This is a genomic window from Pseudomonas indica NBRC 103045 (assembly GCF_002091635.1).
Taxonomy (GTDB): domain Bacteria; phylum Pseudomonadota; class Gammaproteobacteria; order Pseudomonadales; family Pseudomonadaceae; genus Pseudomonas_M; species Pseudomonas_M indica.
Map to the genome: position 1 here is coordinate 18,858 of NZ_BDAC01000018.1, position 24,103 is coordinate 42,960.

Consider the following 24,103-nt stretch of genomic DNA (forward strand, 5'->3'; position numbering starts at 1 on the left):
TTGTGGGGATAAAGACGAAAGTTCTCGCTGCTATAGGGGGGGTGGGCCTCTTATGGTTCGGGTGGTGGGGTGCCGACATTCCTATCGGTTACTACCAGTTTAGAGAAATGTGTGAAAAAGAGGGAGGATTTTCCAAATTTGGGAAAGTTGATCATGCGCAGGGATGGCTAGCTGAAGATGAGTCGGAGGCGGAATTCATCGTTTTCAGCTTTCCAAATGTTCCGTTTGCAAGATTAAAATCAAAAAAGGGAGAGTGGTTGGATGTGAAATTCAAAGGAGGTGGAAGATGGCGTTCGGAGTCATACCTTATTCAACCGGCGAAGGATGGTAAGGTTGGTTATAAGTTGTCTCATTATTATGAGAGTGTGGCGGATTCTATCCGATTGAAAAGATCAATCGATGCTTTGATCGAGATTGGAACAGGCGAGGCTGTTTTTAAATATACGAGCTTTGATTTTACTTGGACTGATCCAAGTAAAACTCTACTGGGTCGAAGTGGGGTGATTCAATGCCCTGCGGCCAAAGAGATGGTTAAGTCGTTTCGTTCAAGTCTGTAATTATATTCATTTGGAGGATATATGAGCGTTTCTTCTGTTGGGGAGTCATTTGAGTATGTTCAGCTTGCTTTGGCAAGTTATGCGCTGTTTGGTGAGGGTCTTTCTTTATCTCAGGCCATTATTCGGACGGAAAATTTTTCGAAAGTTCAGGCTGCCGATTTTCAAGAAAAATATCGCTTGGTTGATCATTCGCCAAATGATGTTTTTGGGTTTAGTGCAACTGTCTTCTGGATAAGGAGGAGGTAAATTTATGAATAGATTGGAGGTTTTTCTGATGGAGGGGTTATGGGAATAAAAGCTAGAGTTTTCACTGTTCTAGGTGTCATGGGTATCTCATGGTTTGGGTGGTGGGTCTCTGATATTCCCATTGGGTATTACAAATTCAGGATGATCTGTCAGAAAGAAGGTGGCATTAAATCGTTTGGTGTTGTTGATCCTAAGTTGGGATGGGAAGTTGATAGTAAAGAAGAGGCTAAAGAGATTTCCTCTCAGTATCCTTCAGTTCCGTTTGTACGATTTCGCTCAGAGAGTGGGTCTTTTAGCGATATTAGATATGTTGGGGGGAATCCGTGGTGGGATACTTCTTATGTTATTGGTGGAGTTGGTGATGATAGTGAGGTCGGTTATCGTTGGGAAAGAAAAACTGAGAAGGTAAAGGAGGGTATTCGTTTGCGAAAGGAGGTGTCAGTTTTGAAAGGTATTACTAGTGGGAGGGCAGTTTTTGTTTTCAATAGGTTTGTATTTACTGTGACAAACCCTGAGACAACGTGGACGGGTATGAGTGATGTGATTAGTTGTCCTAAATATTATGACGGGGTTTCATTTGTAAGGGCATTCTTGGAGCATAGGGATTGATATCAGTATGACAATTTTTTCGGTTGGTCGACTTTACAAATTTACCAAGCTTTCCGTTGCGTCTTACGCATTATTTGACTCCGCCCCTCCTCTACCAGCGTTGGCAGATAAGGCCAGCATGACTGCGATCCAGGCAAAAGATTTTTTGAAAGATTATTTATTAATTTATCACTCACCAAATGACTCTGTTGGGTTCAGTGCGAGCCTGTTTAAGGGCGAAAAGGATGGACAGCTTTATTTGGCTGTCCGTGGTACAGAAATTCCTTCGGATATCGTTCCGGACTTGCTTGTTTCCGATATTCTTCAGATAGGTCCGGAAGGCTACGCTAAATCCCAGGCAGCATCCCTTTATCGATACTGGCGAAAAATCACGACGGCAGGCGGGGAAACGGTCAATTACAGTAGTCTGGAAATCTCTCAACTTTATGCAATTAGCCGAGGGCTTTCAGGGCTGAATTCTATCGACCCCAATGCAATCGATTACTTGGGTTTTCGGGCGGACCTATTAGGCGATAAAGGCATTGAAGGAGGGCAACCAGCAGGCACTTCTTTGGTTGCACCCGATGCGGTCGTCAATGTGGCTGGACATAGCCTGGGTGGTCACCTGTCCATGCTGTTCGCCCGGTTCTTCCCTGAGAATACCGGGGAAGTCGTGACGCTTAACGCACCGGGTTTTTTCACCAACAGCTCGTTGCTGACAACGCTCGGTTTTCCACCGCCAGAGAATAATAAAATCACACGACTGGAGGCCGATGGTGATGGTATCTCCGAGTTAGGTGCCCCGGGCTTCTGGCCGGGTACGAAGATAGCTATCGCCCAAGAAAATGAGCCGGGGGCGGTAGCTGCCATCAGCACCAACCACTCCAGTGTCAACGGTAACGATGCCTTGGCGCTGATGCGCGTCATTGCGCTGCTGGACTCTCGGTTGGATCGCGATATCGCTACGCTGTCGGACCTGATCCGCGCTGCATCGACGGAGCCAGGAAGTTCGTATGAAGAATTGCTGGATGGTTTTCGCACGTTGGTGCTGGGCAAAGGTCTTGCTGCAACTCGTCGCACGACGGGAACCGATCCCGTAGAGCGTGAGCCGTATTACAAGCACCTCCAAGAGCTGGAAACGGCGATCAGCGACGGCCAGCTTCTCAATGCCGTAACCATCGAGTCGCTTACCAATCTGACGGCAGAAGATCTCATCGGCCAAGCTCATTCGAGCCTCGCCTATCGTTACGCGCTGGTCGAGGCCAACCCCTTCGTGGTTCTGGGACGGGAGAGCTTATATGAGCGCCACAACCAGCAAGGCGAACTCGAACTTTACGACCCCGTTACCGGCACCGGAAAACTCACCGCCGAATGGCTGACCGCCCGCGCCGACCTGCTCAGCCGCCAGATCCAGGCGGCCTTGGTGGACCGCGCACTGGCGCAAGATTCGCTTATCCGCTTCGGCACCGACGATTCGGAAGAGCTGACGGTGGGCTATTCGAATGAAGGGCGTGGTGGATCGCTCTTCGGGGGAGACGGCGATGACCTGTTGAGTGGGTTGTCGGGTCGGGATTATCTGGAGGGTGGTGACGGGCAAGACCATCTGCAAGGCCGGGCCGGCGCCGACACGCTCCGCGGCATGGCCGGCGAGGATGTGCTCACGGGTGGCGAGGGCAACGACTACCTCGAAGGCGGGCTCGGTGCGGATTCCTATGGCTTCGTGAAAGGCGATGGCTTCGACCGCATCGTCGATGTGCATGGCCTCAACCAGATCGTGATCGACGGGCTGCCGCTGACCGCCGTGCGGCAATTAGCTCCTGGCAGCAACACCTACCTCAGCGAGGACGAGCGGATTCGCCTGGTGTTGACCGATGCGGACAAGGGCACGCGCAATCTGTTGATCGAGTACGGCCAGAACGACCGCATCCTGATCGAGGATTACCGGGCCGAGGCGTTCGGCTTGAAGCTGGAGGATTACCAAGAGCCGGAGGCGGCTGCGGAGCCCGAGCTGAATCCTCTGCTGGGCGACCTGAAACCGGTGGACTTCGATGAGTCCGCCGAGGGCGAGCAGGTCGACTACGACCAGTGGGGCAACGTCCGGGTGACCGACACGCGGGACGCGGATCGCGAAGACCGGCTGTTCGACACCGACGGCAACGACCATCTGCAAGGCCTGGGTGGCAATGACAGTCTGCGCGGCACCCACGGTGGGCATGACCGCCTGGATGGCGGCGCGGGCGACGACGTGCTGCACGATGACAAGGGCGACGACACCCTGATCGGCGGAACGGGGTCGGATCGCCTGCTGGCCGGCGAGGGCAATGACCGCTTGTTCGCCGGGCAATCGCAGAGCCTGTCCGAAGCCTTGCAGGCCGAACCGGAGAAAGGCCTGGCGACACGCGGCGACTGGCTGGACGGCGGCCGGGACGACGACCTGCTCATCGGCAGCGATGGCGTGGACATGCTCCTCGGCGCCGAAGGGAAAGACACGCTCTACGGCGGGGAGGGGGACGATCACCTGCATGGCGATGGGGTCACCGGCTGGGTGAATCGGGACTGGTCGGCGGTGTTGGGCGTCAAGCAACAGGGCGGGACCACGATTTATACAACCGAGGAGACGGGTGCCGATTTGGGAAGCAACGCCACGGAGGGTGACGACGATGTGCTGATCGGAGGCGGCGGAAATGACCATCTCCGAGGCAACGGCGGTAACGATCTGCTCGACGGCGGGCAAGACAACGACGTCGTCTTCGGCGATGCCGGTAACGACACCCTGCGGGGCGGTGCGGGCAATGACTTCCTGAGCGGGGATAACCTCGACACCGAAGGGCCGGATTCCAGTCTGATTGCGGCGTTGCACGGTAGGGATGTGCTGGACGGCGGCGAGGGCGACGATGATCTGGCTGGCAACAGCGGCGACGACGTGCTGTTCGGTGGAGCGGGCGACGATGAATTGAAAGGGGACGATTCCAGTCTCAAGGGGCGCTTCGGCAACGCCTACCAGTTTCATGGCAACGACTACCTGAGCGGCGGCACAGGCAATGATTCGCTGTGGGGTGGCGGTGGCAACGATACCTTGCTGGGTGGCGAGGACAACGACTGGCTAGGGGGCGACTACGCCGACCTGCCGACCGAGTACCAGGGTGCCGACCTGTTGGACGGCGGCTCGGGCAACGACACGCTGGTTGGTGCAGGCGGCGACGATACGCTGATCGGTGGCGAGGGTTCCGATCAGTTATCGGGTGATGCCGAAGATATCGACCCTGCTGCCCATGGCGATGACCTGCTGCAGGGCGGCAACGGCAACGACTCCCTTTGGGGGCAGGGTGGCGCGGACACCCTTCTGGGCGGCGATGGCAATGATTTCCTGCGTGGCGATTCCTCTGACCTGCCCGACTGGGCCCAAGGCTCGGACTCCCTCGAAGGCGGCCTCGGCAGCGACACGCTGCTGGGCGATGGCGGCAACGACACCCTGCGCGGTGGCGATGGGATCGACTATCTCAGTGGTGATGCCGGCGACAACCTGTTGGATGGCGGTGCTGGGGACGATGTGTTGCAGGCGGACATTGGCAACGACCACTACCTCTTCAACCGGGGCTATGGTTTCGATTCCATCCGCGACAAGGGCGGACGCAATGTCGTGGAGTTCGGCGCGGGAATCGGCCTGGACACGTTGAGCGTTTCCGTGGGCAGGCTGAATGGTGACGAACGCATGGTTCTGTCTGCCAACGGGGATACCGTGCTCCTCCACGACTACCAGAAATGGGCGGGTTCCACCTTCCGTTTCGCCGATGGCCGCGTACTGAGCTTCGCCCAGATGATGAAGCGCGTTTCCTCACCGATCACGGCTGCCGGTTCCGCCAGCGCCGACACGCTCTATGGCACCGACAATGGCGACACGCTGCGCGGTGGCCAGGGCGACGATGTGCTGACCGGCCAGGGCGGGACGGACGTTCTCGCGGGAGGCGAGGGCAACGATACCTACGTGTTCGAGCTCGGCGACGGCGACGACATGCTGGCGGACGACCAGGGCGACAACGTGGTCCGTTTCGGTGAGGGTATTGACCGCAGCAGTCTCAGCTTCGCCGAGCGCTACACCGTTTCCGGCACGCCGGTGCTGGAGGTGAAGCACAGTGACGGCTCGGTGTCGATTCTCAAGGGGCTCACCGGTGCGGTCTCCCGCTTCGAGTTCGCCGATGGTTCGTCGCTGTCCCTGGCCGAGGCGATACGCGGCTTCTCCGGCCTCGATCTGCAGGCGGACGACAACGGTGACCGCTTCTTTGGCAGCGATGCCGCTGACGTCCTGACGGGGGGCAATGGCAGCGATGTCATCGATGGCCAGGGCGGCGACGACCAGATTCGCGGCGGTGCGGGGGACGATTCGCTGTTGGGCGGTGCGGGTAACGATGCCCTGCAGGGCGGGGCCGGTGATGACCACCTGCACGGTGGTGGCGGTGACGATACGCTGGTCGGCGGTCTTGGCAACGATACGTTGGATGGCGGAGCGGGGAACAACCTGTTCGTCTTCCGCCAGGGTTCGCAGAGCGATCGGCTGGCCGCCGAGGCGGGCTCCGTCAACACCCTGCAATTCGACCCCACGCTGGATATCGGCAAGCTGACCAGCCAACGGCTGGGCGACGACCTGATCCTCGCCTACCGCGATAGCGACGACGCGATGCGGATCGAAGGCTACTTCGCCGGCACCGCGCAGTGGAGTGTGCAGGTGGGCGAGGGCCCGGTGCAGGGGCTCGAGGCGTTCCGGCAGCAACTGGCTGCGGAGCGGGCCGCCCTGGATATCGCCCACTACGAGCGGCTGTTCAAGCGCGAAGTGCTTAACGAGTTCGGCGATCTTATGGTGGAACAAGGCTATGTCCTGAGGGACGACGGTCTCTACGCCAAGAAGTCGATCAATGAATACCGGAAGGAGGTGGTCGAGACGCTTTCCATCCGTGAGGCCCACTTCAGTGATGTGCAGGTATCGCCCGAAGATGGGAAAGTCTCCGCTACTGGTGACAGCCAGTCGTCGGCACGATCCGTGGTCAAGCAAGTCAGCACTCTGTCTCCCTCGGGCATGCGCAGCGGATTGGCGCCCGGTAAGCCTGATTACCGTTCGTTCACGCCTGAAATGCTCGAGCATAACGATGACGGAAGTATCACGGTTTACGTCAGCCGGTTTGCAGAAGGCAGCATCGAGTACAACCTGAGCGGCGGAGGCGGCGGACTGGTCGGATTCGTCATCTACCCCGAAGACTACCTGAGTAGCGATTGGCTCGGCGCAAGCCGGGAGATGGAATACATCTGGCGGACGGAGACTACCCGCACGGACTACAAGGTTGCCTACGGGCATGACGAAGGGGGACTGACGTATGTTGATCCTGGCAACATCTTCCATGCCGGTGCGGGGGACGATCTGATCTTTGGCCGCAATCGCCGGGAGTGGTTCGAAAAGGTCAAGGGCGTGATGCTGTCCGGCGGGGCCGGGAACGATACGATCCGTGGCTCCGAAGATGACGACATTCTGGTCGGCGGTAGCGGAACCGATTGGCTGTATGGCGGTGAGGGCGTGGATACCTATCTCGTTACCGAAGAAGCGGGCGCAGAAATCATCGCGGACTTCATGCAGCCGAAGATGACTTCTTTCCCGTTTGCCTATCCAGTGACGATGGAATACCCGAATCCGCAGGATCAGCTGCACGATGAAGTCGTGCTGCCGGAGGGGGTTAGCCTGGACCGGCTCGTCCTGAACTGGGGAACCCAATTGATGGATGGGATCTACCTGGATGAGCTGCAAACCACCCGAATCTATTGGGTGCCACCGGAATATGGCCATAGAGCACGGATGCTGTATGCCACCTTGGATATTTCCTGGGGAACGGATCAACTGGTGCGCGTGGTGATGCCCAGGGCCAACGATCCACAGGGTTCGGGCATCGAACTGTTCCGCTTTGCCGATGGCTCCACGATCAGCCTGGAGGACTTGTTGTCGCGGGCTGGGATGAGTGAGGTTCCCGACCCTTATTTACGGGGCGGCGTACTGGAGGACGATGGTTCGTATGATCGTTCCTCCGGCTCACGGCTGCCTCTTGCAGGCGGCAAGGGAAACGACACGCTGAAAGGCAGCGGGGAATTGCATGGATGGGACGGCGACGATGCCTTGTTCGGTGGAGAGGGCAACGATTCGCTCAATGGCGGCCGGGGCGCCGATACGTTGGTGGGCGGAGACGGCAACGACCGGCTGGGTTACACGCTCGAGGAATACTTCAGCCAGGGAAACACCTACGAAGGCGGCCAGGGCAATGACACCATTTATGGTAGCCAGGATGCCGACACCTATCGCTTCGGCAAGGGCGATGGCCAGGACATCATCGTCGATCTGTATCACCTGAATAGAGACCGGTATTCCTCTTCTCTCTACATGACGCTTCGATACGGCGGGCCGGAGTGGGCGGGCATGCCGGCTGATCTGAGGGAGTCGCTGTATCGAAATGAGCCGGTGAGCTGGCTCCAGGAAGCAGACCCTCACTATGTCGGGCGCGATACCTTGGCGTTTGGCGAAGGGATCGCTCCCGGGGACGTTACCGCTCGCCTCCACGGTGCCGATCTTGTCTTCGAACTGGCCGGCGGAGAGGACAGCGTCCGTTTCGAGAACTGGGTGTTGCAGAAGGCCAAGCCCCTGAAGGAAGTGGTCTTCGCCGACGGCACGGTCTGGGGCGAGGACTGGCTCGACCAGTTGTATCCCTACGGGACGGCGGGCGACGACCTGCTTTATCTGGACGAGCGGGACGATTCCCTGTCGGGCCTGAGGGGCAACGACACCCTGTACGGATACGGTGGCAACGACTGGCTGGCGGGAGGCCCAGGCGACGACCGGCTGTATGGTGGTGTCGGCGACGACGAACTGCATGGGGCTACCGGAAATGATGAGTTGGATGGCGGTGCTGGCAACGACACGCTGGTCGGCGGCGCCGGGGCTGACACCATGGAAGGTGGTAAGGGCGACGACCTCTACCATGCGGATGCGCTCGATACGCTGATTGAGTACGCCGATGGGGGGACGGACACTGTCATGACCTCCGAAAGCTGGACGCTGGGCGAGCATTTCGAGGACCTCGTTCTGGTAGGGAACAAAGCCGTTCAGGGTATCGGAAACGACCTCGACAACCGGATCCGGGGCAACGATGCCGACAACTACCTGACCGGTGGCGAAGGAGCGGACCTCCTGTGGGGGCGTGGAGGTAACGATGTGCTTGAGGGCGGTGCGGGGGACGATACCCTGGTGGGAGGCGTTGGAGACGATACCTATAGGTTCGGCCGTGGCGATGGCCGTGACACTGTGGTGGAGAACGATGCAACGCCTGACAACGTCGACTTTGTGCGCTTTCTGTCCGATATCAATCCCGAGCAGCTTTGGTTCCGCCAGACGGGCCAGGATCTGGAAATCCAGCTATCCGGCACCACGGACAGCCTGCTGATCCGCGACTGGTACAAGGGCAGCGCCCATCATGTGGAGCGATTCGACTCAGCCGATGGCCGGACCCTGCTGGACAGCCAGGTGCAAAACCTGGTCGATGCGATGGCGGCGTTCGGTGCGCCAGCGGGCGGGTTGTCCTCGCTGCCCGATATGCAGCGGATGCAACTGGAGACCGTGATCGCCGCTAACTGGCACTAAGCGCGCCGGAAAGAGAAAGGCCCATCCTGGTGATGGGCCTTTTGTTTTTCCGTATGTCCAGCCATTCCATCTCGGGCCCTGCCAGATCCACCCTGTGTAGGAGCCAGCTTGCTGGCGAAGCTTTCATGGTCCTTTCGCGAATGGATTCGCTCCCACAGAAAGGAGATGGGTTTGCATTGTGGGAGCGAATTCATTCGCGAAAAAGGTGCTCGTCCGAACCATCACCGGTGAGCCCGCCTGCCACCCATTACCGGCACCATTGAATTCGTCGATGTGGCGCGTGCTCAATCGCTCCGCGCCGCCCCGTAATAGGCGCAGCCGCGTTGCACCTGCCCATCCAGGCGCAGTTCGGCGGCGAGGTGGGTGATGGCGCCGGTCATGCTGTCGACGCAGCGTTGCGGGGCGATCCAGAGTTGGAGGCGTTGGCCATTGGCTTCGCTGGTGATATTGAACAGGCCGTCCGGCAGTTGTTCTTCGAGGTAGGGCAGGGCGAGGGGCGGTTGGCCTTGCCGTTCGAGGACCAGGCCCTTGCCGCTGACGTTCAGGTTCCACTCCGGTTCGTGGCCGCTGGCGCGGACGATGAGGCGTTTGAAGTTCGGGTCGTCGCAGCCGTGGCCTTCGTGCTGCACGCGGTAGTAACGCTTCACGGTGAGTTCGCCGTCGACGCCGGCCGCCTGGCTGCCGCCGAGGGTACCGCGCAGGTCGGCGAACAGCGGGGCGGGGTTTTCCGCGAAGAGCAGGGCGGCTTCGCGGGTCAGGCCGCTGTCGCCGCTATCCTTGACGGTGAAGCGGCGTTGCTCCTGGCACGGACGGAACAGCAGGTGGCCGGCTTCGGCGCTCAGTTCGCCTTGCAGGCGGGTCTGGACGGCGGCCGGATTGGCGGGCTTGTCGTTGAACGTCTGGCAGGCGGCGAACAGGGGCAGCAGGGCAAACAGCAGAATACGGGTGCTGGGCATCGGGGGTCTCCGGGCAAGTGCGGCCACGTTACCCAGGCGTCTCGACGATCTCAAGGGTGGAGAGCGAATGATCCAATGCAAACGCGTTTATGAACCGGCAGCCGCGTCGGATGGCTACCGGGTGCTGGTGGACCGGCTGTGGCCCCGCGGCTGCCGCAAGGAAACGCTGGCCCTGGATGGCTGGCTGCGTGACCTGGCGCCCTCGGCGGAGTTACGCAAGGCGTTCTGCCACGAGGCGGAGCGGTTCGACGAGTTCCGCCTGCTCTATCGCGGCGAGCTGGCGGCGCACCCGGAGCACTGGTGGGGCCTGTTGGACAAGGCTCGCCAGGGCACCCTGACGCTGCTCTATGCCGCCCGCGACGAGGTGCACAACAACGCGCGGGTGCTGGCGGAGTTCCTCGAGGACGAGCTGGAGCGCCAGGGGGAGGCCAGCTCGCCGGTGTGTTATGCCGGCGAGGGTCCGGGCTGACGCATTACCAGACCTTGTAGACCTGCCCGGTCTGCAGGCCCTCGGCGCTCTTCGCGTAGGCGAGGGCGGCGTCGGCGGCGGGGATGGCTTTCCAGCCACGGAAGTACTCGCCCAGGGCCGGCAGCGATTCGCGCACGATGGTCGGGCTCACTGCGTTCAGGCGCAGGCCGCGCGGCAGTTCGATGGCGGCGCCGCGGACGAAGCCTTCGATGGCCGCGTTCACCATGCTCGCCGAACTGCCGTAGCGGATTGGGTCTTCGCTGAGCACGCCGGAGGTGAGGGTAAAGGAGGCGCCCTCGTTGGCGTATTCGCGGCCGATCAGCACCAGGTTCACCTGGCCCATCAGTTTGTCGCGCAAACCGACCGTGAACTCGGCATCGCCCATGTCCGCCAGGTCGGCGAAGTGCACCTTGCCGGTGGCGCTGATCAACGCATCGAAGGGGCCGGTCTGCTCGAACAGGTGGCGGATCGAGGCGGTGTCGGTGATGTCCACCTGGAAATCGCCGCTGCTGTGGCCGATGCGGACGATCTCGTGGCGCTCGCGCAGTTCCTGGTCGATGGCCTTGCCGAGGGTGCCGCTGGCGCCGATCAGAAGAATCTTCATGCTGTGTCTCCTTGCGGGTGAGTGTTTACGACAGCGCCAGTCTAGGGCGATGATTCATCGCGATAAGCCAGCCAATCGGCAACCTTTGGTTTTCCTGAGGAAACAATCGTGAGCGAGATGGACGATCTGGCCGCCTTTGCCGTGTTGCTGGAGGCCGGCAGTTTCACCCGTGCGGCGGAGCGGCTTGGTTGCAGCAAGGGGCAGTTGTCCAAGCGCATCCGGCTGTTGGAAGAGGGGTTCGGCGTGAGCCTGCTGCACCGCACCACCCGGCGGCTCACGCTCACCGCAGCGGGTGCCGCGCTGCTGCCGGAGGCCCAGGCGCTGGTCGCCCAGGCCAGTCGCGCCCGGCAGGCGCTGGCGCGGCTGCGCGAGGAAGTGGCCGGGACGGTACGCATCACGGTGCCGGTGTCGTTGGGCGAGACCTTCTTCGATGCGCTGCTGCTGGACTTCACCCAACGCTATCCCGACGTGCGGGTGGAGCTGGACCTGCACAACGGTTACCGCGATCTGGTGGCCGAGGGCTTCGATCTGGCGATCCGTTCCGGTGTCCAGGGCGACGAGCGCCTGGTGGCGCGGCCGTTATTCGCCATGCAGGAGCTGACCTGCGCCAGCCCGGCCTATCTGGAGCAGTACGGCGAACCGCTGACACCCGCGGACCTGGCCAACCACCGCTGCTTGCTGAACACGCACTACAGCGGCTACGAGGAATGGCTTTACCACCGCCAGCACCGGCTGGAGCGGGTGAAGGTCTCCGGGGCGCTGGCGAGCAATCACTACAGCCTGCTGAAAAAGGCCGCGCTGGTCGGGGCCGGGGTGGCGCGGCTGCCGTCGTACATGCTGCACGCGGAACTGGCCGACGGTCGCTTGCGCTGGCTATTGCGCGATTACCAGACGCGCAGCACGCCGGTGTTCCTCGTCCACCCGTACCAGGCGGGCCTGCCCAGGCGGACCCAGGTATTGGCCGATTACCTGCTGGCGTGGTTCGAACGCAGCCGGGTGGCGCTGGCCGCGTTGACGGCGTAGCGGGGCGGGTTGGGCGAATGAATTCGCCCCTACGCCACACCCAAGCCCGAACACTGACCTTTTGTAGGAGCGAGCTTGCTCGCGAAGGGGGGCACACAAAAGCTTCGCCAGCAGAGCTGGCTCCTACAAAAGCGGGGCGAGTGGCATCGAACCTGTAGGGGCGAATTTATTCGCCCAGCTTCCCGGCTTGTTCTCAACCCAACGTCCCGAGAATATTCACGCCAACCCGCTCCGGAATCTCGTTCTGCGACAGCACGTGCAGGCCGGGGCTGAAGACGCGGGCGTAGCGGGCCAGCAGCGGGCGCAGTTGCGGGATCACGGTGAGCACCGGCGGGTGGCCGGCCTGGCGCAGTTTTTCCTTCATCACCGGCATGGTGCTCTGCAACTGATTGAGCAGGCTCGGCTCCACCGGGATGTTGTCCAGGCTCACCGGGCCGGCCTGCTGGGCGATGCTGAGGGCGCTGAGCAGGGTGTTTTCCAGGGCGTTCTCCAGAATGAACACCGCCAGTTCGCTGCGTTCTCCGGCGATGGCCGAGACGATGCTGCGGCGCAGCGCGTAGCGCACATCGGAGGCGAGCAGCACCGGGTCCTTGGTGGTCTCGCTGGACTCCAGCAGGGTGCTGGCGATGGTGACGATGTCGCGCAGCGGCACCTGCTCCTGCAGCAGTTGGCGATACACCCGGTGCTGCTGGCTGTAGCTGAGCTGACCCTTCAGGTTCTCCGCCAACTTGGGCGCCTGCAGGGCGAGGCGCTGCATCAGGTGCTCGACGTCATCGTGCTTGAAGATGTCCGGCAGGTGATCGCGGATCACCTTGTTCAGGTGGGTCGCCACCACGCTGGCGCAGTCGATCACCTGGTAGCCGAGGTTGAGCGCGCGTGCCTTGTCGGTCGGCAGAATCCACACCACCTGCATGCGGTAGGCCGGGTCGGTGCCGAGGATGCCATCGATCTCGCCGTAGAGTTCCGGCGAGGGAATCGCCATCAGCCGGTCGGCATGGATTTCCGCGCCGTCGATGCGTTCGCCGTTGATGAAGATGCTGTACTGCGAGGCTTTCAGGCGCAGGCTGTCGCGAATCTGCACTTCCGGCAGGAGGAAGCCGAGGTTCTCCGAGAGGGTCTGGCGTACCCCGCGCACCCGCTGCGCCAGGGGCGCGCCAGCGGCTTCGTTGACCAGCCCGACCAGCTTGTAGCCGAGGGAGATGGACAGCCGCTCGACCAGCGGGATGTCTTCCCAGGCCAGGTTCTGCGCGCGGTCCTGCTCCATGGCCTTGTTGATCGCTTCCACCTGCTCCAGGCTGGCCGCTTCGTCGGGCGAGGGGTTGCGGCCCACGGCCCAGCCGACGAAGGCGATCAGCGCGGCGAAGGCGATGAAGGCGAAGTGCGGCATGCCCGGCACCAGCGCCAGCACGAAGAGGATGCCGGCCACGGTGTAGAGCAGCGATGGCGAGGCGAGGAGCTGGCGGCGGACCTGGCCGGTGATTTCCGCCGATTCGTTGATCCGGGTGACGATGATCGCCGCCGCGGTGGACAGCAGCAGCGCCGGAATCTGTGCCACCAGGCCGTCGCCGATGGTGAGCAGGGCGAACTGCTGGAACGCCTGGGCGGCCGGCAGGTTGTAGACGAACATGCCGATGGCGAAGCCGCCGAACAGGTTGATCAGCAGGATCAGGATGCCGGCGATGGCGTCGCCGCGAACGAACTTCGAGGCACCGTCCATGGCCCCGTAGAAGTCGGCTTCCTTGGCCACTTCCTGGCGCCGCGCCTTGGCTTCTTCCTGGGTGACCAGACCGGCGTTGAGGTCGGCGTCGATGGCCATCTGCTTGCCGGGCAGGGCGTCCAGGGTGAAGCGCGCGGTGACTTCGGAGATCCGCTCGCCGCCCTTGGTGACCACCATGAAGTTGATGATCATCAGGATCACGAAGACGATCAGGCCGACGATGAAGTTGCCGCCGATCACCACCTGCCCGAAGGCCTCGATCACCTTGCCCGCCGCACCGGTGCCGGTGTGGCCTTCCAGCAGCACCACGCGGGTCGAGGCGACGTTGAGGGTCAGGCGCAGCAGCGTGGTGACCAGGATCACCGTGGGGAACAGCGAGAAGTCCAGCGGGCTCTTCGACGAGACGCTGACCAGCAGCACCAGGATCGCCATGGCGATGTTGAAGGTGAACAGGATGTCCAGCAGCTGCGGCGGCAGCGGCAGGATGATCATCGCCAGGATCGAGAGGATGAGCACCGGAATCCCGATGCGTCCGCTGCGCAGGGTCGGCATGAGTTGCTGCATTACATTCATGGTTGGGACCTGTTCGCCATGCTGTCAGGAATGGGGAGGTTGGCCGCCAGTACCGGGCGGCCCCGGCGGCCCTGGCGGTAGGCCTTGAGCTGCAGGATGTAGGTGAGGACGTGGGCCACCGCCGTATAGAGCGGGGCCGGAATCTGCTGGTTGACCTGGGTGCTGAAGTAGATGGCCCGCGCCAGTGGCGGCAGCTCCAGCACTTCGAGCTGGTTGGCCTGGGCCATCTTGCGGATGTACAGCGCGGTTTCGTCGACCCCCTTGGCGATCACGTAGGGCGCCTGGGCCTTCTTCGGGTCGTACTTGAGGGCGACCGCGAAGTGCTGCGGGTTGACGATCACCACGTCGGCGTTCTTGATCACCCGGCTGATCTGCCGTTGCAGCAGTTGCCGCTGCACCTGCTTGATGCGCGCCTTCACCTCGGGGCGGCCTTCCTGGTTCTTGTGTTCTTCCTTGCGCTCCTGCTTGGTCATGCGCAGCTTCTTGAGGAAGAAGAAGCGCTGTAGCGGAATGTCGATCAGCGAGAACAGCACGAACACCAGCAACAGGCTCAGGGTCATGTCGAAGGCCAGGGCGACGGCGCTGCCGATGGCGGTGCGGATGTCCGTGCGTTGCAGGGCGATCAGTTGCGGCGTGGCCTCCGCCAGCAGCCAGCCGGCGATGGCGAACAGCACCAGGATCTTCAGCACCGACTTGAGCAGCTCGCTCCAGTTCTGCATCGAGAACATCCGTCCCAGGCCGGTGATGGGGTTGAGCTTGCTCAGCTTGGGGGTGAAGTTCTTCGAGGAGAACACCCAGCCGCCCGGCACCAGGGAAAACACCACCACCAGCAAGGGCGTGATCAGCAGCGGGGCGAGCAGCTTGATGAAGATCAGCAGGTTATGGCCGAGGATCAGGCTGAGGTCATCCAGGCCGATCTCGCTGTGGCCGAAGTCGAGGTAGGCGAGGCGGAAGCTCTCCTGCAACCCCTCATGGAACAGCCCGGTGCTGAATTTGAGGGCGAACAGGGTCACCAGCAGCGAGAGGGTTGTGGACAAGTCCTTGGAGCGCGCGACTTGGCCTTCCTCCCGGCTTTTCTTCAGTTTCTGCTGGGAGGCCTCTTCTGTTTTTTCCTGGGCGCTGTTCTGCTCAGACACGGCCACCGCTCCGCAACAGGATGCCGATGTTGTCGAGCAGCTCGCGCGACAGGTGCAGGTAGTTTTCCGGCAGGTGCGGCAGGGTCAGCCAGATGCACAGCAGGCCGCCGAGGATGGTCATGGGGAAGCCGAGGGAGAACAGGTTCATCGCCGGAGAGATGCGGTTCAGCAGGCCGAAGCAGAACTGCATCAGGGTCATGAAGAACACCACCGGCAAGGTGACCAGCACCGCCGCCGAGAGGACCCAACCGAGGGAGTAGACCAGGGTTTCGAAGCCGAGATAGTGCAGGCCGCTACCCACCGGCCAGTAGACGAAGCTCTGGTAGAGCACGCTGACGATCAGCAGATGGCCATCGGTGGCGAAGAACAGGAACACCAGCAGGATGAAGTACAGCTGCGACACGATGGAGGACGACGACACGCCGTTCACCGGGTCGTTGTAGCGCGCCATGCTCATGCCCATCTGGGTGGAAATCACTTCGCCGACCAGGCCGAACACGGTGAACACCAGTTGCAGCGCCAGGCCCATGAGCAGGCCGAAGGCGATCTGCTCGGCCGCCACCAGCACGCCGTGCAGCGAGAGCGCGTCGATGCGCGGCGGATCGGGGAGGGCCTTGGCCAGGGCGAAGGTCAGGGCCAGGGCGAGCAGCACGCGGATGCGGATCGACACCGCCTTGTGGCTGAACAGCGGCGCCAGGCTGAACAGGGCCAGGATGCGGCAGAACGGCCACCAGTAGCCCTGCAACTGATGCAGGTACTGGCTGGCCTGGAGGATCGGCTCGCTCGACGGCATCGCGCTCAACCGACCAGCCGACCGGCCTGCTTGAAGGTTTCGATGAACAGGTCGCCGAGGGTCCGCAGGATCCAGTTGCCGGCGAAGATCAGCATGCCCAGGGTGATCAGCAGGCGCGGCAGGAAGCTCAGCATCTGCTCGTTGATCTGGGTCGCCGCCTGGAAAATACTCACCAGCAGGCCGCCGATCAGGCTGGGCACGACCAGCACGCAGACGATCAACGCGGTGATGTGCACGGCGTTGGAGACGATGGCGACGGCGGTCTCCGGGGTCAGCATGGGGCTACCTCGTGGTGGCGCGGACGCTGAGCGTCCAGGGCTGCATTCCCACGCGGAGCGTGGGAACGATCGGGAAACCAAGCGGCTTTTCGTAGGAGCGAGCTCTGCTCGCGAAAGAGCGCAATCGCGTTGGCAGAGGCGTTGCGCCAGGCACTGAGCCGACGCGGAGCGTCTGGGGCTGCATTCCCATGCGGAGCGTGGGAGCGATCGGGAAACCAAGCGGCTTTTCGTAGGAGCGAGCTCTGCTCGCGAAAGAGCGCAATCGCGTGGGCAGAGGCATTGCGCCCGGCACTGAGCCGACGCGGAGCGTCCAGGGCTGCATTCCCACGCGGAGCGTGGGTACGATCGGGGAGCCAGGCGGCTTTTCGTAGGAGCGAGCTCTGCTCGCGAAAGAGCGCAATCGCGTGGGCAGAGGCATTGCGCCCGGCACTGAGCCGACGCGGAGCGTCTGGGGCAGCATTCCCATGCGGAGCGTGGGAGCGATCGGATATCGGTTGCATGTTCGCCCGGCCCCGCTAGAACGGCTGCACGCTGGTGGTCAGGGTCCCCATCATCAGGGCCCAGCCGTCGACCAGGACGAACACCATCAGCTTGAACGGCAGCGAGATCATCATCGGCGAGAGCATCATCATGCCCATGGCCATGAGCACGCTGGCCACCACCAGATCGATCACCAGGAACGGTATGAAGATCATGAAGCCGAGCTGGAAGGCGGTCTTCAGCTCGCTGAGCACGAAGGCCGGCAGCAGCAGGGAGAAGTCCAGCTCCTCGAGGTTCTGCGGCAGTTCTTCGCCGGCCAGGGAGACCATGGTTTCCAGGGAATTCTTGTTGGTCTGCGCGAGCATGAAGCGCGACAGCGTCTGCTTGGCCTTGCCCAGGCCCTGCTCCAGGGTGATCTGGTCGGCCTGGAAGGGCACGTAGGCCTCGCTGTAGATCTCCTGCCAGACCGGGCGCATCACCAGCAGCGTCATGCACAGGGCGATGCCGATCAGGATGTTGTTCGGCGGGCTCTGCTGCAGGCCGATGGCCTGGCGCAGGATGGCCAGGACGACGATGAAGCGGGTGAAACAGGTCATCATCATGAGCATTGCCGGCAGGAAGCCGAGCAGGGTCATGACGATCAGGATCTGCAGCTTGACGCTCAGCTCCTGGCCGTTCTCGGTGTCGTTCAGGTTGAGCAGGGTGATGTCCCCGCCGGCCGCCTGGGCGACCAGAGGGCACAGGCCGACGATCAGCAGCAGGACGAGGACGGCGAGGCGACGCAGGCTTTTCATCGGGTCAGGTCGTTCAGGCTGGTGCCGCTGAGTTCGACGATGCGCAGGCCGTAATTGCCGTTCATCACCACCACTTCGGCCTTGGCGAACAGGGCGCCGTTGACCTTCACGTCGAGGGGCTCGCCGGCCAGCTTGTCGAGCACGATCACGCTGCTGGTGTCCACCTCCATCAGCTCCTTGAGGGAAATCTCGGTGGAGGCGACTTCCAGGGTCACGTTCACCGGAATCTTGCCGAAGAAGCTCAGGTCTTGGTGCGGCAGTTGCGCCGGGGCTTCGACGTTGACCACCTCGTCGGCGGCATCGAGACCCAGGTCGCCTTCGCTGATCAGGCTTTCGAAATCGTTGTCGGTCAATTGCGCGGTCATGGGTTTTTCACGCTCTCAAGAGAGGTCAGGAACAAGGCGCCGTCTTCTTCGAAAAGGCTGCCGCGGAACAGCTTCTGCTGGTTGATCTGTACCTCGCAGCGCTCCAGCAGACGCACCATGAGGATGTCGCCGGGCTTGAGGGCGAGGACCTGCGCCAGCGGCATCTGCAGGGCGGCGATCACGCAATCCAGGCGCACCGGCAGGTGGCGGATGTTGTTCGCCGGGCTGCCGGTCGGCCGCGACGCCGCGGGGCCGGTCAGGCGGCTGGTGAGTTCGTCCACCAGCGGGTTGTCGAGAAAGATGAAGATGGACGACTGGCTGCCGGTGAGGTGGCTGGTGTAGGAAAACTCGGCCACGTACTCCCACTCCACCTGCTCGTAGGCGTTCTCGTGCCGGACCAGCTCGCCGAAGGTGGCGCCGGACAGCAGCTTGCGGGCGAACAGGTTGGCGATGTCCTTTCCCAGTCGCTCGCGCATCCGCTGTTCCGAGGTGCTGATCGGCGGTTCGTCGTGGCTGGGCAGGCAGGTGCCGCCGTAATAGCACTCCAATGCCTCGGTCAGCAGGGCACGATCGATGGCGAAACCCACCTTGCCGAACGGGCAGCGATAGGTGCATTCGGCCGGGCGCTGAAGTTGTTCATGCACATCCACCCGGTTCAATTCCAGATTGATCCGGTAATTGCGCAGGAAATAATCGCTGATGATCCGCGGATGTTTACTGGTCAACTCGCGGATGTACTGCGGAATCTTGTGGTAATGCCGACCCAACTTCTGCGGCTTCAACCGGGTCAGCCTGTCGGCGGGCACGCCATGGTGGACTTTCGAATTACCGGTCATGTGCTGAGCTTTGTTCCTGGTTGTTACGGCAGAAGATCGAATCGCTGTTTTCTTTCGGGAAAGCTGCTCTGTTCTTCGCGTTCATCATCGATAAGGGCTCGATGGCGAGGCGTTTGCTGTTTTGCCGGCCTTCTGGCGCCGGTTCCGGAACCTTGGGCGTGGAAGTGCGCCGTCATTCCGCAAGCGCCCGCGCAGGGCGGGCGTTTTCGGGAGTCGCCAGTCTAGGGAGGAGGGGGCTGGAGATTAAATCAATAGATATCAAAAGCCGTTTTTGACAGGTTCTGGGCGTTTTTTGATGCGATTTGACGCTAAGTAATTAAGCGAAACGGAGAGGGCTTGTTAGGGTTGCGCGCTGTGAACTCGATCACGCTGTAGAACGTAGGCGAGTTCATTGAAAGTCGCCTCCCACCACCCGGGAAAGACGACGCAAAGTTCCAGACGATTAAATGCCACGAGAACTTTCGGAACGTCCTCGATGTTCCTCGGCGCAAACTGCCGGCAGGCAATAAACGAGCAGGTGAATTACGTTGAAGCGTGTCAGTCAATCGGTGAGTTATTCATATGATGAGCTGCCGGCGCAGAAGACCGTTATTGTTGGCGGCAGCGGCGAAGAGAGTCATTCGTTGCTGGCCGACAGCCTCGTGCGCCAGGGCTGCCGGGTTGTCGTCTCGGCCACCTGTGCCGAGCTGGACAGCGAGAGCCTGGCCGGTACCGGGCTGGTCTTCGTGTTCGCCAGCAGCCTGCCGGAGCACAGTTTGTATGCTCAGGTGGGCGCCCTGTTGCGGCGGACCCGCAGCCTCAGTGTGATCCCCATCGTCGAGTACGCCGACCAGGAGAAGGCCGCCGCGCTGCTGGAGCTGGGCTGCGTCGACTACCTGCTGTCGCCGTTCAGCGAATCGCAACTGGAGGCGCTGCTGCGCCGTCAGGAGTTCGCCTGCGCCGCCGAGGAGAGCTTCGTCTCCTGTTCCCAGGCCGGCCGCCGCCTGCTGGCCATGGCCCAGCGCGTGGCGCTGACCCGCGCGCCGATCCTGATCACCGGCGAAACCGGCACCGGCAAGGAGCTGATGGCGCGCTATATCCACCGTTTCTCGGCGAGCGACGACGCACCCTTCGTCGCCGTCAACTGCGCGGCGATTCCCGAGCAGATGCTCGAGTCCATTCTCTTCGGCCACGAGCGCGGCGCCTTCACCGGCGCGGTCACCGCCCAGCCCGGCAAGTTCGAGCTGGCCAACGGCGGCACCCTGCTGCTCGACGAAATCGGCGAACTGCCTCTGGGGCTGCAGGCCAAGCTTCTGCGCGTACTCCAGGAGCAGCGGGTGGAGCGCCTGGGCGGGCGCAAGGAAATCGAACTCAACGTGCGCATCATCGCCGCCACCAACCGCGACTTGCAGGCCGAAGTGGCGGAAGGCCGCTTCCGCGCCGACCTGATGTTCCGCCTCGATGTGCTGCCGCTGCACATCAGCCCGCTGCGCGAGCGCAAGGAAGACGTGCTGCCCCTGGCGCGCCGCTTCATTCGCCAGTACGCGCCGCAGGAAAAGCATGACGACCTGCTCACCGAAGACGCCTGCCGTGCCCTGCTGGCCCACGACTGGCCGGGCAATGTCCGCGAGCTGGAAAACACCGTGCAGCGCGCCCTGGTGCTGCGCAACGGCCTGTTCATCCAGCCCCGCGACCTTGGCCTGGCCACGCCCGAGCCGCTGCCGGTCCGCGAGGAAATCCGCCCCTTGGCCATGCCCGAAGGCGGCAAGGCGGCCCTGCGTGCCAGCGGCAAATGGGCCGAGTACCAGCACGTGCTGGACACCATCCGCAAGTTCGGCGGACACAAGACCAAGGCCGCCGAAAGCCTCGGCATGACCCCGCGTGCCCTGCGCTATCGCCTCAACGCCATGCGCGAGCAGGGCGTCCAGATACCCGTCTAGTTCGATTGGAGAACCGCATGACATCCATCACTCAGGTCCGGCAGGACATGCTGGACCGGATGAATCAGATCCGAGAACTGTCCGAGGGCGCGGCGATCAAGCCCGCCGCGCTGCAGGGAGACGCCGGGCCGGCTGGCCCCGCGGCGGCCTTCGACAGCGTGCTGCGTGCGGTGGACGCCCAGCAGCATCAGGCCAGCGCGGCGATGGCGGCGGTGGACAGCGGCAAGAGCGAGGACCTGGTGGGCGCGATGATCGACAGCCAGAAGGCCAGCGTGTCCTTCTCCGCGTTGCTGCAGGTGCGCAACAAGCTGACCAATGCCTTCGACGAAATCATGAGAATGCCGCTGTGACCGGGCGTGGGTGCTGAGCCGTGCTGCAGACAATCAAGAGCAAGCTGCCCGCGCAAGGGCTGAAGCTGGACCCGCGCCTGTCGCTGCTGGCGATGGCGGCGGTGGCCGCCCTGCTGGCGGTGGGCGTGGTGTATTACCTGTGGCGCGACCAGGGAGCGTTCCGCCCGCTGTACGGCTCCGGCGAGGCCTATCCGGCTGCCGAAGTGATGCAGGTGCTGGACGGCGAGGCGGTGGCCTATCGCATCCATCCGCAGAGCGGCCAGGTGCTGGTACGGGAGGACGATTTGGCCCGCGCGCGTATGCTGCTGACCGCCAAGGGCGTGAAAGTCTCGGTGCCGGCCGGCTATGAGCTATTCGACCGCGACGAGCCGCTGGGCACCAGCCAGTTCGTCCAGGACGTGCGCCTCAAGCGCAGCCTGGAAGGCGAGCTGGCCCGCACCGTGATGTCGCTCAAGGGCATCGAGTCGGCGCGGGTGCACCTGGCGCTGGAGGAAACCAGTTCCTTCGTGGTCAGCAAACGCGACCCGGCCAAGGCCTCGGTGATGGTGCAACTGGCGCCCGGTTACCGGCTCAAGCCGGAGCAGGTGGCGGCTATTGTCAACCTGGTGGCCAACAGCGTGCCGCAGCTCAAGCCGGAGGACGTCGGCGTGGTCGACCAGCACGGCGCACTGCTGTCGCGCGGGCTGAATGCCTGGGGCGGGCCGGCGCAGAGCTGGCAGGTGGCGGATGACTACCAGCAGAAGGCGGTGGCCAACGTGGAAGAGGTGCTGGCGCCGATCCTCGGCAATGGCAACTACCGCGTCAGCGTGGCCGCCGACTTCGATTTCAGCCAGAAGGAAGAGACCTTCCAGGCCTACGGCGACGCGCCGCGCCTGCGCAACGAGGTGCTGCGCGACGAGAGCACCCTGGACCAACTGGCCCTGGGCGTGCCCGGCTCCCTGAGCAACCGCCCGGTGCCGCAGCCGGAGGACGAACAGGGCAACGCCGGGAACGCCGGTAACGAGCAGCAGAAGAAGGACACCGAGAACAAGGCGGCCACGTCGCTGCGCAAGGAGTCGACCCGTCAGCTCGACTACGACCAGACCGTCACCCACGTCAAGCACGCGCCGTTCTCCCTGCGTCAGCAGAGCGTGGCGGTGGTGCTGAATGCCGCCAGCGCGCCGGAAGGCGGTTGGACGCCCGAGGCGCGGGCGGAGCTGGAGGCGATGGTGAAGAGCGCGGTGGGCTTCAACCAGAGCCGTGGCGACCTGCTCACCGTCAGCGTGTTCCCCTTCGCCAACGAAGCCGTGACGGAAGAGCCGCTGCCCTGGTGGGAAAACAGCCGCATCCATGAGCTGATCAAGCTCGGTGTGTTCGGTCTGATCAGCCTGCTCCTGCTGTTGATGGTGGTTCGCCCGGCGGTGCGCAACCTGACCAGCCCGGCGCGCCCCGACGAGCCCCAGGCGCTGCCCGAGGGCGATGCCCTGGCGGCGCTGGCCAGCGAGCGCAGCGAACGCCTGCTCGCCCAGGTGGGTGAGGAAAGCCCTGGCATCAACATCCTCGGCGAATTGAGCCCACTTTCGGAAATCCGCCTGCCGGCTCCGGATTCCGGGTTGGAAATGCAGATCGAGCATTTGCAGATGCTGGCGAAGAACGATCCCGAGCGTGTCTCGGAAGTCATCAAGCAGTGGATAGGGCGAAATGAAAGAGACCTCAACCCGGCAAGCTGACGCTGGCCAGTCCACGTCGAAGGAAATCAGGGTGCGCAGCCAGGCCCGGCCGCTCAGTTCGGTCGAGCAGGCGGCGATCCTCATGCTGAGCATGGGCGACGACGCCTCCGCCGGCGTGCTGCGCCATTTCACTCGCGAAGAGATCGTCAGCATCAGCCAGGCCATGGCGCGCCTGAGCAACATCAAGCAGCCGATGGTCTCCGAGGTGATCGGCCGCTTCTTCGAGGATTTCAAGGAGCAGAGCAGCATCAAGGGCGCCTCGCGCAGCTACCTCTCGCGCATGCTCGGCAAGGCGCTGGGCGGCGACATCACCCGCAGCCTGCTGGACAGCATCTACGGCGAGGAAATCCGCGCCAAGATGGCCAAGATGGAATGGCTCGATCCCAAGCAGTTCGCCGCGCTGATCGCCAAGGAGCACCCGCAGATGCAGGCGGTGTTCCTCGCTTTCCTGCCGCCGGGCATGGCCAGCGAGGTGCTGGAGTGCATGCCGGCCGAGCGCCAGGACGAGCTGCTCTACCGCATCGCCAACCTCACCGAGATCAACAGCGATGTGATCGAGGAACTGGAGCAGCTCATCGAGCGCAGCCTCTCGGTGCTTTCCACCCAAGGCTCGCAAGTGCGCGGGGTGAAGCAGGCGGCGGACATCATGAACCGCTTCAAGGGCAATCGCGACCAGATGTTCGAGCTGCTGCGCGCCCACAGCGAAGAGTTGGTAGAGAAGATCGAGGACGAGATGTACGACTTCTTCATCCTCTCCCGGCAGAACCAGGAAGTGCTGCAAACGCTGCTTGAAGCCATCCCGCTAGAAGAGTGGGTGGTCGCCCTCAAGGGCGCCGAGCCCGAGCTGGTCCGCGCCATCCAGGGCGCGCTGCCCAAGCGCCAGGCGCAGCAGATGGAGTCGATCAACCGGCGTCAGGGCCCGGTGCCGCTCAGCCGCGTCGAGCAGGTGCGCAAGGACATCATGGCGGTGGTCCGCGAGCTGTCGGCCCAGGGCGAACTGCAGGTCCAGCTGTTCCGTGAACAGACGGTGGAATGAGGAGC

Annotated in this window: 19 protein-coding genes; 10 read left to right on the forward strand and 9 right to left on the reverse strand. The window is 62.5% G+C overall.

The genetic code is table 11. The features are described 5' to 3' along the window. Positions 1 to 2 precede the first annotated feature (2 nt). From PIN01S_RS26475 to PIN01S_RS27230, 4 genes are all read left to right on the forward strand, one after another. Positions 3 to 557: a hypothetical protein gene (locus PIN01S_RS26475; RefSeq protein WP_139198583.1), complete on the forward strand. Its 555-nt coding sequence runs from the start codon at positions 3 to 5 to the stop codon at positions 555 to 557. Positions 558 to 578: 21 nt separating this feature from the next. Further along, positions 579 to 803 carry a hypothetical protein gene (locus tag PIN01S_RS26480; RefSeq protein WP_139198582.1) on the forward strand — a complete coding sequence of 75 codons (225 nt, stop codon included), beginning with the start codon at positions 579 to 581 and terminating at the stop codon, positions 801 to 803. A 39-nt stretch (positions 804 to 842) separates the two neighbouring features. After that, complete coding sequence (locus PIN01S_RS26485) at positions 843 to 1,412, forward strand: hypothetical protein (RefSeq protein ID WP_139198581.1); 570 nt, start codon at positions 843 to 845, stop codon at positions 1,410 to 1,412. Positions 1,413 to 1,530: 118 nt separating this feature from the next. Then, positions 1,531 to 9,060: a calcium-binding protein gene (locus PIN01S_RS27230; RefSeq protein WP_169715852.1), complete on the forward strand. Its 7,530-nt coding sequence runs from the start codon at positions 1,531 to 1,533 to the stop codon at positions 9,058 to 9,060. A gap of 284 nt (positions 9,061 to 9,344) precedes the next feature. Here the strand turns inward: PIN01S_RS27230 and PIN01S_RS19145 are convergent, their stop codons facing one another. After that, complete coding sequence (locus PIN01S_RS19145) at positions 9,345 to 10,016, reverse strand: COG3650 family protein (protein ID WP_084337913.1); 672 nt, start codon at positions 10,014 to 10,016, stop codon at positions 9,345 to 9,347. Between the two features lie 67 nt (positions 10,017 to 10,083). On the opposite strand from PIN01S_RS19145, the gene PIN01S_RS19150 reads away from it, so the two are divergent. Next, the gene (locus tag PIN01S_RS19150; protein ID WP_084337915.1) at positions 10,084 to 10,485 is read left to right on the forward strand and encodes a DUF488 domain-containing protein; all 402 of its coding nucleotides are present in this window, start codon (positions 10,084 to 10,086) and stop codon (positions 10,483 to 10,485) included. 4 nt (positions 10,486 to 10,489) lie between these two features. On the opposite strand, the gene PIN01S_RS19155 is transcribed toward PIN01S_RS19150, so the two are convergent. Beyond that, positions 10,490 to 11,089, reverse strand: coding sequence for a short chain dehydrogenase (locus tag PIN01S_RS19155; RefSeq protein WP_084337917.1), 600 nt, complete (start codon positions 11,087 to 11,089; stop codon positions 10,490 to 10,492). Between the two features lie 108 nt (positions 11,090 to 11,197). Here PIN01S_RS19155 and PIN01S_RS19160 point away from each other — a divergent pair, with 108 nt between their 5' ends. Continuing rightward, positions 11,198 to 12,112 (forward strand): LysR family transcriptional regulator, encoded by a 915-nt coding sequence (locus tag PIN01S_RS19160; protein WP_084337919.1) that lies wholly within the window; start codon positions 11,198 to 11,200, stop codon positions 12,110 to 12,112. 193 nt (positions 12,113 to 12,305) lie between these two features. On the opposite strand, the gene flhA is transcribed toward PIN01S_RS19160, so the two are convergent. The 7 genes from flhA to PIN01S_RS19195 form a co-directional block, all read right to left on the reverse strand. Continuing rightward, entirely contained in the window at positions 12,306 to 14,402 is a 2,097-nt protein-coding gene (gene flhA / locus PIN01S_RS19165; protein ID WP_084337921.1) for a flagellar biosynthesis protein FlhA, read from the reverse strand. Then, complete coding sequence (gene flhB / locus PIN01S_RS19170) at positions 14,399 to 15,538, reverse strand: flagellar biosynthesis protein FlhB (protein WP_084337923.1); 1,140 nt, start codon at positions 15,536 to 15,538, stop codon at positions 14,399 to 14,401. The genes flhA and flhB overlap by 4 nt, the downstream gene beginning before the upstream one ends. Further along, complete coding sequence (fliR, locus tag PIN01S_RS19175) at positions 15,531 to 16,331, reverse strand: flagellar biosynthetic protein FliR (protein WP_084337925.1); 801 nt, start codon at positions 16,329 to 16,331, stop codon at positions 15,531 to 15,533. The genes flhB and fliR overlap by 8 nt, the downstream gene beginning before the upstream one ends. Before the next feature lie 5 nt (positions 16,332 to 16,336). After that, entirely contained in the window at positions 16,337 to 16,609 is a 273-nt protein-coding gene (locus PIN01S_RS19180; RefSeq protein WP_084337927.1) for a flagellar biosynthetic protein FliQ, read from the reverse strand. 515 nt (positions 16,610 to 17,124) lie between these two features. Further along, positions 17,125 to 17,883 carry a flagellar type III secretion system pore protein FliP gene (gene fliP / locus PIN01S_RS19185; protein ID WP_084337929.1) on the reverse strand — a complete coding sequence of 253 codons (759 nt, stop codon included), beginning with the start codon at positions 17,881 to 17,883 and terminating at the stop codon, positions 17,125 to 17,127. Then, positions 17,880 to 18,248 carry a flagellar motor switch protein FliN gene (gene fliN, locus PIN01S_RS19190; protein WP_084337931.1) on the reverse strand — a complete coding sequence of 123 codons (369 nt, stop codon included), beginning with the start codon at positions 18,246 to 18,248 and terminating at the stop codon, positions 17,880 to 17,882. The genes fliP and fliN overlap by 4 nt, the downstream gene beginning before the upstream one ends. Next, on the reverse strand, positions 18,245 to 19,084 hold the full coding sequence (locus PIN01S_RS19195) for a FliM/FliN family flagellar motor C-terminal domain-containing protein (RefSeq protein ID WP_084337933.1): 840 nt from the start codon (positions 19,082 to 19,084) through the stop codon (positions 18,245 to 18,247). Before PIN01S_RS19195 ends, fliN begins: the two co-directional genes overlap by 4 nt. A gap of 527 nt (positions 19,085 to 19,611) precedes the next feature. Between PIN01S_RS19195 and PIN01S_RS19200 the strand changes: the two genes are divergently transcribed. The 4 genes from PIN01S_RS19200 to PIN01S_RS19215 are packed head-to-tail and all read left to right on the forward strand — an operon-like array spanning position 19,612 to position 24,098. Further along, positions 19,612 to 21,003, forward strand: a complete 1,392-nt coding sequence (locus PIN01S_RS19200) for a sigma-54 dependent transcriptional regulator (protein WP_084337935.1) — start codon at positions 19,612 to 19,614, stop codon at positions 21,001 to 21,003. A gap of 17 nt (positions 21,004 to 21,020) precedes the next feature. After that, positions 21,021 to 21,353 carry a flagellar hook-basal body complex protein FliE gene (fliE, locus tag PIN01S_RS19205; RefSeq protein WP_084337937.1) on the forward strand — a complete coding sequence of 111 codons (333 nt, stop codon included), beginning with the start codon at positions 21,021 to 21,023 and terminating at the stop codon, positions 21,351 to 21,353. Between the two features lie 20 nt (positions 21,354 to 21,373). After that, positions 21,374 to 23,062 (forward strand): flagellar basal-body MS-ring/collar protein FliF, encoded by a 1,689-nt coding sequence (gene fliF, locus PIN01S_RS19210; protein WP_084337939.1) that lies wholly within the window; start codon positions 21,374 to 21,376, stop codon positions 23,060 to 23,062. Then, a complete protein-coding gene (locus tag PIN01S_RS19215; protein WP_084337941.1) occupies positions 23,034 to 24,098 on the forward strand; it encodes a FliG C-terminal domain-containing protein in 1,065 nt (354 codons plus the stop codon). Before fliF ends, PIN01S_RS19215 begins: the two co-directional genes overlap by 29 nt. The last annotated feature ends 5 nt before the right edge of the window (positions 24,099 to 24,103 follow it).